Annotated in this window: 11 protein-coding genes; 9 read left to right on the top strand and 2 right to left on the bottom strand. The window is 32.5% G+C overall.

Going from position 1 to position 12,632, the window contains the following annotated elements; genetic code table 11:
- Positions 1-42: 42 nt before the first annotated feature.
- The 3 genes from E0Z07_RS12895 to E0Z07_RS12905 all read left to right on the top strand — a co-directional run bounded on the left by E0Z07_RS12895 (position 43) and on the right by E0Z07_RS12905 (position 3,937).
- Positions 43-2,100, top strand: coding sequence for a LysM peptidoglycan-binding domain-containing protein (locus E0Z07_RS12895; RefSeq protein ID WP_006265200.1), 2,058 nt, complete (start codon positions 43-45; stop codon positions 2,098-2,100).
- A complete protein-coding gene (locus E0Z07_RS12900; RefSeq protein ID WP_006259000.1) occupies positions 2,100-2,324 on the top strand; it encodes a DUF3820 family protein in 225 nt (74 codons plus the stop codon). Before E0Z07_RS12895 ends, E0Z07_RS12900 begins: the two co-directional genes overlap by 1 nt.
- 323 nt (positions 2,325-2,647) lie before the next feature.
- The gene (locus E0Z07_RS12905) at positions 2,648-3,937 is read left to right on the top strand and encodes an NAD(P)/FAD-dependent oxidoreductase (RefSeq protein ID WP_006258999.1); all 1,290 of its coding nucleotides are present in this window, start codon (positions 2,648-2,650) and stop codon (positions 3,935-3,937) included.
- A 4-nt stretch (positions 3,938-3,941) separates the two neighbouring features.
- Here E0Z07_RS12905 and E0Z07_RS12910 read toward each other — a convergent pair whose 3' ends face one another.
- The gene (locus E0Z07_RS12910) at positions 3,942-5,012 is read right to left on the bottom strand and encodes a DUF3810 domain-containing protein (protein WP_006265201.1); all 1,071 of its coding nucleotides are present in this window, start codon (positions 5,010-5,012) and stop codon (positions 3,942-3,944) included.
- A 74-nt stretch (positions 5,013-5,086) separates the two neighbouring features.
- Between E0Z07_RS12910 and E0Z07_RS12915 the strand changes: the two genes are divergently transcribed.
- The 4 genes from E0Z07_RS12915 (at position 5,087) to E0Z07_RS12930 (ending at position 7,891) form a co-directional block, all read left to right on the top strand.
- Positions 5,087-5,350 carry a (2Fe-2S) ferredoxin domain-containing protein gene (locus E0Z07_RS12915; protein WP_006258997.1) on the top strand — a complete coding sequence of 88 codons (264 nt, stop codon included), beginning with the start codon at positions 5,087-5,089 and terminating at the stop codon, positions 5,348-5,350.
- A gap of 166 nt (positions 5,351-5,516) precedes the next feature.
- A complete protein-coding gene (locus E0Z07_RS12920) occupies positions 5,517-6,074 on the top strand; it encodes a hypothetical protein (RefSeq protein WP_006258996.1) in 558 nt (185 codons plus the stop codon).
- Positions 6,075-6,181: 107 nt separating this feature from the next.
- On the top strand, positions 6,182-7,093 hold the full coding sequence (locus E0Z07_RS12925) for a hypothetical protein (RefSeq protein WP_006265202.1): 912 nt from the start codon (positions 6,182-6,184) through the stop codon (positions 7,091-7,093).
- 408 nt (positions 7,094-7,501) lie between these two features.
- Entirely contained in the window at positions 7,502-7,891 is a 390-nt protein-coding gene (locus E0Z07_RS12930) for a (deoxy)nucleoside triphosphate pyrophosphohydrolase (RefSeq protein WP_006265203.1), read from the top strand.
- A 142-nt stretch (positions 7,892-8,033) separates the two neighbouring features.
- Here the strand turns inward: E0Z07_RS12930 and E0Z07_RS12935 are convergent, their stop codons facing one another.
- Complete coding sequence (locus tag E0Z07_RS12935) at positions 8,034-10,439, bottom strand: TonB-dependent receptor domain-containing protein (protein ID WP_006265204.1); 2,406 nt, start codon at positions 10,437-10,439, stop codon at positions 8,034-8,036.
- Between the two features lie 398 nt (positions 10,440-10,837).
- Here E0Z07_RS12935 and E0Z07_RS12945 point away from each other — a divergent pair, with 398 nt between their 5' ends.
- Together E0Z07_RS12945 and E0Z07_RS12950 are read left to right on the top strand one after the other, a co-directional pair.
- A complete protein-coding gene (locus E0Z07_RS12945) occupies positions 10,838-11,425 on the top strand; it encodes a GNAT family N-acetyltransferase (RefSeq protein ID WP_225581542.1) in 588 nt (195 codons plus the stop codon).
- Positions 11,426-11,579: 154 nt separating this feature from the next.
- Positions 11,580-12,632, top strand: a complete 1,053-nt coding sequence (locus tag E0Z07_RS12950; protein ID WP_006258989.1) for a sensor histidine kinase — start codon at positions 11,580-11,582, stop codon at positions 12,630-12,632.

Consider the following 12,632-nt stretch of genomic DNA (forward strand, 5'->3'; position numbering starts at 1 on the left):
TTTGTTATAGCGACTTATCGTTTTTTATAAATTGTATTGCTAATGAAAAAGAAGATATTTATAGCCTTAACGGCATTTGTTTTTACATCGTCTGTTCTAGCTCAGTCGGGTTCGTTTATTCAGTATAGAGTGAATAAAGGAGATACTGTAAGTAAGATCTCTAGAGATTATGATATACCTGTGAGTGAAATACTGAAGTATAATCCTGATGCAAAGAATGGAATCAATGAGAATAGTTTTTTATTAATTCCTACGAAGGACTTTGTAGAGAAAGAAAAGAATAAAGGGGCTAATCCTTTATTGAAAAATGATGAGAAGACAAAAAATACTTCTACTTCTAAAGGAACGCATACTGTGCAACCTAAGGAGACAATGTATAGTATTAGTAAAAAATACAATGTATCTATCAATGATCTACATACATGGAATCCTTCTTTAAAAGAAACGGGGTTATTAGCAGATAGTGAGATTATTGTTGCTCCTAATACTAAGAAATCATCTTCAATGGATGTGACTCAGTATGAACAGGATAAGCCAAAGAAGATACCAGCTACATTACCATCGTCTACAGCAGATACAATTAAGGATATTAATAATATCTATTACAGAAATATAGATGTAGAACCTAAGGCAACGCTTTATAGTCTAGCTGTAACGTACAATACTTCTGTACAGAGATTACTAGAGCTGAATCCAGAGCTAAAAGATGGTCTTAAAAGTGGGCAAACGATAAAAGTGCCTGCTTATGGTTTTCAGGCAAAGGCTAAGGTAGTGGAGGTAACTCCAGAGACTCCTAAAGAGAATAAGTTTATTCGCTTAATAGTAGAACCACAACAAACGCTATATAGTATAAGTCGTAAGTATGATGTGCCTATTAAGGAGATTATTAAGCTTAACCCAGATCTTCAACAAGGATTAAAGAGCGGTATGGAGTTAATATTGCCTTATAAAGAAGGTCTAGATATTGCTGTAGAAGAAAATATGCCTAAAGAGGAGAATGAAGGTTATTTGACAGTTGATACAACAGGAGGTTATGTTGATTTGAGTAATTCTATTAGTCGATTAGATCATAAGGAGTTAGCGTTATTGTTGCCTTTTAATATCGATAAGTTAGGAGATAATATAGATGCGAAATTGAGTTCTGATGGGTTCTTGAATATGACTTTAGACTTCTACTCAGGAGCTAAGATGGCTGTAGAGTATGCAGAGAGTCTTAATCTACCTTTAACCGTAAATGTCTATGATTCTAGTGAAAGCAAGAATAGTAGTGGTGTGAAGAGCTTATTTAACTCTAAAGACTTTAGTAATACAGATGTGATTATTGGGCCATTTTATCAGAGTAATGTAGATGCTGCTGTAAAGGCTTTGCCTAATGACAAAGTAATACTAGTGTCTCCATTGTCAAATGAGAAAGCTACTGCGTCTAATAGACTTGTACAGACTATGCCTTATAGTAATGTGCTTAAAAATCAGTTACTAGAGTACTTTAAGAAGACAGGCGCTAAGATTACCGTAATTGTTGATGATAAAAAACAATCGACAAAGCAGTTTATGAATCAGTACTTTCCTGAGATAAAAATGATTAGTACTAGTCAAATAGGAGAGATAGATAAAACGCTAGTAAAAGATAAGAAAAATGTCTTTGTACTAGATTCTAATAGTATAGCATCGGCATTATTATTCACAGATAAGTTAAAGAATAAAACAAAGGATTATGATATTCAGATTGCCTCTTTTGACAAGTCAGATGTCTTTGATTACAGTGAGATTAGAATAGAGACTTTAGTTGATTTAAAATATACTTTCCCTTCAGTAACGAGAGATTCAAGAGAGTCTAGATCTGAATCTTTATTTGGACAAGAGTATAAAAACAGATATAATGTGTATCCTAATCGTTTTGCTACAAGAGGATTTGATGTGACATTAGATGTGATTTTCAGAATGTTCCAGAAAGAAGGGTTTATACCAACTATTGGTAAAAAATCTCAAGAAATAGAGAATAGATTTAGTTATAGTAGAAATCCAGAAGGAACACTTAGAAATAGTGGAGTATACTTACTACAGTATGATACAGACTTAAATGTAAAGGTGCTTAACTAATGATAGATAATGAAAAGTACTTAGTAGAACTCGCTCATACTAAAATGCCTTATGGCAAATATGAAGGAAGGTATTTGATTGATTTACCAGAACATTATATCGTTTGGTATCATAATAAAGGCTTCCCAAAGGGTAAACTAGGAGAACAATTAGGTCTAATCTATGAGTTAAAATTAAATGGATTAGAACCCTTAATACGAAATATTAGAAATAATTTTAAATAATCATTGATTATTACATAGAGAAAAGGCAAGTTGTGAATAACAGCTTGCCTTTTTTCATAATCGTATACTAAGTAAAATTATAAAGTTCAGGTATTTGTCAAAAACGTATGAAAATTATTAAAATAATGTAATTGTTAGTTTTTTAGCATTAGAAGTAAAAGTTCTATAATTAGCGTAACTCAAATTATCAAATCAATAAAAATAGGGCTTTAAATCTTCTTTTGTCTTAAATTAGAACATAGATTAAGCGAAATTTAGAAAACTGAAATTTTTATCAATGCGAATTAATTATTGTAAATTTGCATTGTAAAAATCGAGTGATTATGATGAATATTCCTACTTCAAAGCGCCCACGTGTTGTTATTATTGGTGGAGGTTTTGGGGGTTTAGCACTTGCTAAAAAACTAAAGAACAAAAATTTTCAAGTTGTGCTTTTAGATAAGCATAATTATCATACGTTTCAACCACTGTTGTATCAAGTAGCAACAGGAGGATTGGAGTCAGGATCTATTGCATATCCTATTCGTAAAGTTGTACAAAATTATGAAGAGATTTACTTTAGATTAGCTAATGTTCAACGTATAGATACTGAAAATAAGAAGGTAGTTGCTGATATTGGTACGATTTTTTATGACTATGTTGTAATTGCTACAGGATCTAAGACAAATTTCTTTGGTAATGAAAACATTACTAAGAATAGTATGGCAATGAAGACTATCCCTGAATCATTAGATATCCGTAGTTTAGTATTAGAGAACTTTGAAGAGGCTTTACAGACTACAGATGATCAAGAGCAGAAAGCATTAATGAATTTTGTGATCGTTGGAGCAGGACCTACTGGGGTTGAACTTGCAGGTGCTTTAGCAGAAATGAAGAAGCATGTATTGCCTAAGGATTACCCGGACTTAGACTTTAATAAGATGGAAATCAACGTGATTCAAGGTGCTAATAAAGTACTTGATGCAATGAGTGAGAAATCATCTAGAAAAGCACAGGAATTCTTAGAGAACCTAGGTGTGAAAGTATACTTAGGTGAAATAGTAACAGATTATAAAGGTAAGAAAGTATATACAAAATCAGGTAAAGAGTTCACAGCAGAAACGGTGATTTGGACAGCAGGAGTAATGGGAGCTACTGTAGATGGTTTTGATGCCACTGTTATTCAAAGAGGAAATAGAATAAAAGTAAATGAATACAATCAAGTGGAAGGCTTTACAGATATCTTTGCTATCGGTGATGTCGCTACTATGATGACAGATAAGACTCCTATGGGACACCCTATGATGGCTCAGCCTGCTATACAGCAAGGAGAATTATTAGCGAATAACTTGATTAGATTAAGAGATGGTCAACCTTTAAAATCATTTGTATATAATGATAAAGGATCTATGGCAACCATTGGACGTAATAAAGCTGTGGTGGACTTACCTAAGTTCCAATTTAGCGGTTTCTTTGCTTGGTTTGTATGGATGTTTGTTCATTTGATGTCTTTAATTGGATTTAGAAACAAATTAGTTGTATTCTGGAACTGGATGTATAACTATATGATGTTTGACAGACAAGCTCGTTTAATCATTCGACCATTTAAAAACAAAGTGGATGAAAGAGAATAAAGTCTTATAGAATAGGATTTTTTAAATCATAATTTATCAGAAGGTCTACAAACTTATTATAAGATTGTAGGCCTTCTTTTTGATTATTAAGTTTTAAGAAGCCATTGTAAAATACCTTAAAGAAAGAATCCGTGATATTCTTATATTCACTCCAGAATATAATATTCTCGTTTAGGTTATCTTTCACTCCTTGGTGTATTGTTTCAAATAAAGCTTTAACTTCTACTGAATCTCTATCATTGATATTGGACACACAGTATCTAAGGGCATAGATAATAGCTGCATATTGATAAGCAGTATCTTTTTGATTATATGCCGCCATAAAGCCTATAAAGTTAGCGTCACTTTCTTTTGCAAACCCTAACTGATGAGACATCTCATGAGATGCTGTGACAATCATGGTAAGGGTAGGTATTTTATTGTTTACCTGCGCTTCTAATGTAAAAGGATTGATATATCCAGAGAACCCCATATAAGTTAAAGGAAGGCTAAATAAAGACTCTTTGATTGCTAATGAGTTGGTATTATCAATTTGATGCAAGAAGGTTATTTGTTCAATACCTTTTTTTGAATCAGCTAATATTGTATTGATATCTTGTTTTAGCTTTACAGCTATCGTACTGTCATTTGTAATAGCTAGTTGTAATAGATTAGCTCTTTGTATTAATTTGGTTGTTAGATTTAATAACTTCTCCTGATCATAGCCACGTTCTATTCCTAATTGGCTTTCTAGAGTTGGCCTAAAGTTGTTTAATCCCCAACCTATATTAAATAGAATATAGAATATAACAATACATTTAAAAGTTAATGCCGCACAAGCCATTGTGATTTTCTTCCATCCTTTGTATTTTTTAAAAACTTGATAAAACTTATGGATAAGAAATAACCCTATAATGGTATATAGTATATCTCCTACAGAAAAAGGGAATAGACTGGTAATCGTATTGAAAACATTACATAAATAGAAATAAAAACCATTTGTATAAAAGGCTTCAATAGCATCAGGAAAACGTGTAATAATATTAAAAGTAAGAATAGAACAAACAAATAATATCAACCAATATCTTAATTTCATAAAAGTGTGCTAAATTTTATTTAGTTAATTTAGAATAGATAAAAATAAATATATTTGTATCAAATTCTAAAACTATGAGTAAAGTTAAGAAAGGTGAGAGAACTATCTTCGTTTGTGATGGAAAAAAATGCTGTAGATATAATGAAGAGACTAAAAGTTGTTTTAAAGCTTTATTAGAAGAGAGTGGGCTTTCTAACGATTACTCTTTGTGTAAGATGAAATGTCAAGGAATGTGTAAGAGCGCTCCTGTAGTGTATATCTCCTCTCATGACAAGTACAAAAAAGAAGTAGGAGTAAAGAAAGCAAAGAAGATTTTTCAAGAATATATAATCGCTTAGATCTAGACACTATTGCTATTTATTTTATTACCGTAATATAAAGCGTGTCAGATCCAAACAAGAACAAGGCTATTTAGTATACTAAGTAGCCTTGTTTTTTTATATGCTTGATAGTTAATTGAATTTAAAATGTCTATGTTTGGAGCAAACTAATTAATTTATATTTATGAAGCGTGTTTTATTTACCCTTGTGATTTGCTTAATGACTATTACTTCTTTTGCACAGAAGACCATAGATAATCCTAAGAAATTCTTAGCGTCTCTCGCTGCTCACTGTGGAAAAGCATATGCAGGTCAAATCGTGTCTCCTAATGTACCTGCTGATTTTAAAGATAAAGAGTTATTGATGAAGGTAATCTCTTGTAAAGAGGAGGAGGTGAAGATCTCATTCTTTGTAGGTGAAGATTTATCTCGTACTTGGGTATTTACACTAGAGAATGGACTAGTAAAGCTAAAGCACGATCATAGACACCAGGACGGAACACCAGATGATATCACGATGTATGGAGGTACTGCTACCAATACAGGATTTGCTGATATGCAATTTTTCCCATCAGATCAAGAGACAGTAGATATGATGAGTACAATAGCAGGGAATGTATGGTGGGTGACGATTAAGGATAATACATATACTTATAATCTAAAGAGAGTAGATAGTACAGGCTATTTCAGTGCTTCTTTTGACCTGTCTAACGAGGTAAAAACAGATAAAATGCCTTGGTAATACCACTGTGAATATCTTCTGTACTAATTGCTGATTTTCTTACTCGATTTTCTATCTTGCAGGCTCAATAAGGCTTTGAGGGAATCAAAGTAACAAGATAAGCATAGATGAAAATAAATAGAATAGCAAAAAGAGGATTATTTGAATATCAAAAAGACCGCAACGAAGAAGGGTTAATGTTATATGACTTTCTAGAAGAGCGAGTTATTCGCTTTGCAGATTATAAAGAATGGCGTATTAATGCCATTTCTCCAGACGGAAAGTATATCGCTATAAATAAAATATCAGAGACGACTAGAGCGTTTAAAACAGATTTTGCTATCCTACGTGTAGATACACAAGAACAAGTGTTTTTTACGAATACTTATTTTATATATGATGCAGAGTTCAGTTTAGACTCTGATAAAGTACTAATCGTTGCTCATAATAAAAAACCTTTTTGTTTAGACTTAGCGACCAAAGAGATTATAGCAGAAATGCCTAAAAATATCCGTACTTATCAAGGAAGTTTTAATAAAGAGAAGAATCAATTCATTGCTCCTTCAGAGACTTTTAAGGATACACTTTATTTATTTGACTTTGTCTCAGGCGAAACAGAGAAGATAAAAACTAGCCTAAAAGAAAAGATAGGTAAGGTAGAGTATACTAATGATAGTCAACATTTAATTGCGTTGACAGAAAGTAGTATTGTTTATTGCCTTGATTTATCATATAAGGTGATTTGGTCTGTTGATTTTAATACGTTACTAGAATCACCTGTACGTATTAATTCGTCAAGTATGTTACTGTCAGAAGATAATCAATATCTAATGTTAGAAGCATCCTCTACTGAGACCAATAATTGGGGAGCAGAGTTTGTCTTGAATGTAAAAACAGGAGTACTGGTAAATACCATAGAAGGATATCAATATAGAGGTAGAATACAAGATGCGCTCTTTGGTAATGAAGTACTATTATATACTTATCATACCTTAGATATGTTGACAGGAGAGGTAAAGGAACTAGAATTAAAGAGATAAAATAAAAAAAAGCCTCATTAGACATTTGTCTTTTGAGGCTTTTTTCTCATAGCAATTTAATTTATTTTCAATTGTGGGGCAATATATATTCAATTTAGGATAGATCTTTATTACCAACTTGTGTTTCGAACAAAGAAAATAAAGCTTTTTTATCGTTAAAAGCAGTGCAAATGTATGTGTATCTCATAATATATGCAATCCAACAGGAGTGGTATTAACATAAAGTATACCTTTAGTATACTAGTGAAAGTCAGGATACTAACAATAATAAAGATGTAATATTGCATTTTAGAGGATATAAGTGTCTTGTATTTAATTAGATAGTTGTTTTAAAGAGATGATATAAGCTTATTGTTGTGTAAATCGTATATTGGATTGTGTTTTTTATAAATGTTAAAATTTATTATTATGTTAAGGGTTACTTGTGCCATCATTGAGTTTAATCAGAAGGTTTTGATAGCTCAGCGAAATCAGAATATGCTATTACCTTATAAATGGGAGTTCCCTGGGGGTAAGGTTGAAAGAGGGGAGAAAGATGAAGTATGTATTGTAAGGGAGGTAAAAGAAGAACTCAATCTAAATATTGTAGTACAATCAAGGCTAACACCTGTAAGTCATCACTATGATACATTTTCTCTAGAATTATTTCCTTTTATTTGTAGTACAACTTCACAAGAGTTTGAATTAAAAGAACACGCTCAAGTCTTATGGGTTGATTATCAGGATTTATTAAACTACGATTGGGCTGAAGCTGATATTCCTATCGTGAAAGAGTATTTGGCATTAAAGTTAGAATAATAGGAAGTGTATAAACGATAAGAGGCTGCCTAATAAGACAGCCTCTCCGAGGTCAACTACGATATGCATTATATAAGAATAGTGAAGAAGTTGAAAATAATACATACTTCATTGACCTATTGAAACATAATTATTTGATGGTCTATTTAATAATTTTGACAGGAGAATGTCCTTTGTTTATCGTTGTTTCCTCTTGTGGAACATCTCCTTTTTTGTTCTTTCCACCGAAATTATAAGTTATTCCTAGTTTGAATACTCTCATATCATTCTTTACAGTGAAGTTGGTCAGTTGATCAGGATGTTCTAAAATTGTTGTTCTAATACCTCCTGTTTTGAACAGATCACTTACTGCAAGTGTAGTTGTAAATTTCTCATTTAAGAATTTCTTACTGACTCCCAAGTTTACTTCTCCTAATGAACGATATCTAAAGTTAGACTCTATTCCTCCGTTTTGGTACCAAGCAGTAAGCTCGATATTCATATTATAAGGCAACTTAAAGTTGTTATAGGTAAATACCCCAACACTATTTTTATTCTCATTGATTAAGTTATTGTCAAATCGAGTATTAAAAAAGTAAACCCCATGGTAGTTTTCCCACCAGTTGATACCTGGTATAGGAGCAGATAACGAAGCATACCATTCACTTCTACTTTTGCCATTAATACTTGTGAAATATGACTTGTTTATTCCTTCGTTGAAATAGCTGTATAGCATAGGGTCTGTAATGCGACTATATCCGATAGATAAATCTATGAAACCTAAGAACTGCTGATCTAATTCTATATTATTAGAATATTCAGGCTGTAGATTAGGATTACCCATTGATGTTGTTGTACTATTTAGATAACGAATAGCAGGGTTTAATTTATCGAACTCAGGTCTTTCTATTCTTCTAGAGTAAGAAGCCATTACAGAATAGTAATCACTAGCTGTATACGTTAGTTGTACAGTAGGGAATAGCGAGAAGTAATCTTGTTTTATTAACTTTTTATGAGCTAAGGTATCTCCATTGATATGTGTGTATTCTCCTCTTAAACCTGCTGTTATAGCCCATTTATCGAATGTCATATCTACTGATCCATAGAAAGCATGTACACCTGTTTTATATTCAAATTGACTTTTGTGCAAAGCATTAATGTCGTTTCCATTGGAGATGAATGTATATAAACGTTCATCTGTTTTCAGAATAGAATAATTACTCTTTACGCCAAACTCTACTTTTGCAGTTGTATTTTCTTCATCCCACAGTTGTTTCTGATAATCAGATTTAAAATTGAACTCTTTTCTATCTGTAGGATATTTATTCTGCTGTTTGGTCAGTAAGGCGTGTGGTAGTAATAGTTGTCCATTATTACCATAGATTACATCATTGATATCTGATTTGACATACATGGTACCAATGGAAGTAGTCCAACTTTCCTTTTCTGCTATTTTCATTTTATAGATTACATCAGCTTTAAAACTAGTCAATTTACTCTTGCTTTCATTCTTCTGTACACTGTGATAGAGATCGTTATTGTTTCCTAACGCTGTGTTGGTATGTACTGTACTAGGAGTATCGTTATAATCCATAGACGTTTTTAAGCTTAGTACATGACCATTCTGGAATGTTCTATCTATATCTAGTTTGACTAAGTGAGATTTACTATTAAGAACCGAGAACTGATACTGATTTGACCATGTATGATCTAATGAAGCCAGATCTTTTTTATCATATCTCTCTCTTAATCTATCAGGAGAATAGCTAAATGAATACAAGAAGTTATAGTTCCAGTTGTCATTGCCATACCCTAAGTTTAAGGAGTGATCTGTGCTTACTTTATTACTAATACCGACTGTTGAATTAACTGTTCCATAAAAGCCCTGAACTAGCTTTTTCTTAGAGATAATATTAATTACTCCACCTGTACCAGAAGCATCTATATTAGCAGGTGGTATATTCATAATTTCTATAGACTCTAAAGTAGAGCCAGGAGTCCCTTTAAGTATGGTCTTTAATTGTTCTGCAGATAGCTGAGTAGGCTGCCCGTCCATTAATACCGTGACACCTGATTTGCCTTTTATTTTTAACTCTCCATTTTGACTAATAGTAACCCCAGGGAGTGTTTTTAGTACATCATAGGCAGACTGTGTTTGTGCTAAGTTACTCTGCTCTATATTTAATGTAGCTTTGCCAGGAGTTACTTTAAGAGCCTTTCTATGGCTGGTGATCATTACCTCATCTAAGATGTTTTCGTCACTTTGTATGATTAGATTGATCGGTGTTGTATGATCATTTATAGTGATAGTAGAGACTGTATCTTTATACCCTATAAAGCTAGCAGTTAGTTTAAAACTTCCTTTTGATTTTATATCTGTGAAAACAAAAGTTCCATCTTCCTCACTTGTGATAAAGTATTCCTCTTTAGGATTGTCCGTTGCTTGCAAGATTACAGTTGCCCATCCGATAGGATTGGCTTGTGTGTCTTTTATCACCCCTTGTAATTGAGATTGAGCCCAAGAAGGTAAAGTCATTACCCCTAATAGAATTAATAATAGTTGCTTCATAATTAAAATAGCATTAGCATTTATTTCTGAGGCAAATGTATTAGGATGTTTTATGGCTTATTGGAACTTTTACATTAACTAACTCATTTCTATACTAAAGCCACCGAAACGATGATTATAGTGCAATTAAGCTTAAACCCACATTACGCATTAGCCAAATACTACAAAGCAATTCTACTTCATAGTTCTTTCATTAGCTCTAAAACCATACTATAGTATGCTTTAATCACTAATTCAGACCTATTTTGTATAATTACTTTTCGTTTATATGTCTATTGCATAATCTGGGTTAAATAGAAGTGAATAGGTTATTCAAGAGCAAAAAATGTCAATTGATGTATCTATACCCTATAAGAGCTGAATACTCCTGTATTTTTGTGTAAGAATAATAAGAGAAGATGAGAATAAATAGATATTTGGGCAGGGGATATCGCAGTACTGCGGCTCATGTTTTGCAACAGGCTTTTAATGAAAAACTAAAAGGAATACTAGGGACAGAGGAAGAAATACATCAAGTTATTTTAGCATCTCTAGATGCTAAGCATATTATCGTGGCACGTTCTAGTGAAGGAGAATTAATAGGTGTAGCAGCTTATCAACACAATGGTCAATGTACTTTGAATATTTCTCTGAGTATTATGATTAAGGTATATGGGCTGATAAGAGGACTTTATAAGATGATGCAGCTCATTATGTACTTTCCTTCTAAGAGAGATAAGGATGTGGTCTATGTAGATGCTATTGCGGTAGATGAGAATTTTAGAGGATTAGGAGTCGGAAAAATGCTATTAGAAGAAGTAGAAAAGTTAGCTTTAGAACATCATGCAAGATATGTAAGTTTAGATGTAATTAAAGAGAACCCTCGTGCAAAAAAACTATATGAGCAAATAGGTTTTGTAGAAGTGAAATACAACGAATTAGACGAACGAACAAGTGATAAACTTGGCTTTTCAGGGTATTATTATATGATGAAAGTAATAGGTTAAATGCTATTCTGGTATTGTAATTGAGAGCTATTTCTTAACTTAAGACTAAGGAAGACAAGTTCAGTTATAAAAAATGTAAAACGAGCTTTGTTTTTTGTTACTTTAGGTATATAATCGAAAAAATCAGGAAAGAATAGCATAATTTTAATCTGTAATGAAAACACAAAAGCAAAAGAGGAGTAAGAAAGAATGGAGGTATAGAGTAGCTTTAACGCTCTTAGTAGCGTTGTTTTTTATTTTTTCGTTGTACATTATTAGTACTGCAGATCAGTATCAGATAGTTTCTTTTGAGAGTGGATATACCTTTACGGCAGATGTGATTTGGTTTATAGCTATCAGTTGGATTGTGACTACCCTAGGTATTTATCTGTCAGACCGATTGCCGATAAAGACGTATTCTATAAAAGAAGTAATTCGGTTTGGAGTATTGCATGTGATTATTTGTGTTGTAGTCTTCTTATTTTTAGTTATTGTGACAGATTACTATTTAATAGATCAAGATCATACAGCACGAGAAGACTGGTTAGGCGCTAGACAGATGTTTTTTATAGGCTTATGCCTTACTGTCTTTGTTATTGTTGTACACAATGGAAGAAAGCTAGTAAAGATGTGGAAAGAGTCTGTTTATGAAAATGCACAGATGAAAGAAATAGTATTACAGAGCCAACTAGCATCTTTAAAAGCTCAATTAGACCCACACTTTATGTTTAATAATTACAGTGTACTAAGAAGCCTAATCCAAGAAGATAAAGAGAAAGCAAGTGAATTCTTAGAGCGATTGTCTGATGTGCAACGCTATCTATTGGTAAACCTAGAGCATGACTTAGTCAGTCTAGCCAAGGAGATACAGTTCTTGATTGATTATTTATACTTGATTAAGATTCGCTTTGGCGAAAGTATACAAGTAGAGATCAATGTCAGACCAGAGCTGTTAGGAATGAAGATTCCACCCATGACTTTACAATTGTTATTAGAAAACGCAATAAAACACAATAAAGCAACCAAAAAAAGTCCCCTCTTTGTGAATATTTATGGGGAAGAAGAATATTTAATTATTGAGAATAACCTCCAATTATTGAACACTCTTCCTCATTCTTCTAAGTTAGGACTGACGAATATAAAGAAGAGATACTTACTGATCGAAGACAGAGAGGTCGTGATAGAACAGACCGTATCCGTTTTTAGAGTTAAAATCCCATTGTTATAA

This window comes from Myroides odoratimimus (assembly GCF_004337635.1).
Lineage (GTDB): Bacteria > Bacteroidota > Bacteroidia > Flavobacteriales > Flavobacteriaceae > Flavobacterium > Flavobacterium odoratimimum.

Bases quoted from the DNA above. Each gene is read 5' to 3' on its own strand.
- E0Z07_RS12915 (WP_006258997.1), top strand. From the start codon at position 5,087: ATGAGTAAAGTTAAGAAAGGTGAGAGAACTATCTTCGTTTGTGATGGA.
- E0Z07_RS12945 (WP_225581542.1), top strand. From the start codon at position 10,838: ATGAGAATAAATAGATATTTGGGCAGGGGATATCGCAGTACTGCGGCT.
- E0Z07_RS12930 (WP_006265203.1), top strand. From the start codon at position 7,502: ATGTTAAGGGTTACTTGTGCCATCATTGAGTTTAATCAGAAGGTTTTG.
- E0Z07_RS12895 (WP_006265200.1), top strand. From the start codon at position 43: ATGAAAAAGAAGATATTTATAGCCTTAACGGCATTTGTTTTTACATCG.
- E0Z07_RS12910 (WP_006265201.1), bottom strand. From the start codon at position 5,012: ATGAAATTAAGATATTGGTTGATATTATTTGTTTGTTCTATTCTTACT.
- E0Z07_RS12935 (WP_006265204.1), bottom strand. From the start codon at position 10,439: ATGAAGCAACTATTATTAATTCTATTAGGGGTAATGACTTTACCTTCT.
- E0Z07_RS12950 (WP_006258989.1), top strand. From the start codon at position 11,580: ATGAAAACACAAAAGCAAAAGAGGAGTAAGAAAGAATGGAGGTATAGA.
- E0Z07_RS12920 (WP_006258996.1), top strand. From the start codon at position 5,517: ATGAAGCGTGTTTTATTTACCCTTGTGATTTGCTTAATGACTATTACT.
- E0Z07_RS12900 (WP_006259000.1), top strand. From the start codon at position 2,100: ATGATAGATAATGAAAAGTACTTAGTAGAACTCGCTCATACTAAAATG.
- E0Z07_RS12925 (WP_006265202.1), top strand. From the start codon at position 6,182: ATGAAAATAAATAGAATAGCAAAAAGAGGATTATTTGAATATCAAAAA.
- E0Z07_RS12905 (WP_006258999.1), top strand. From the start codon at position 2,648: ATGATGAATATTCCTACTTCAAAGCGCCCACGTGTTGTTATTATTGGT.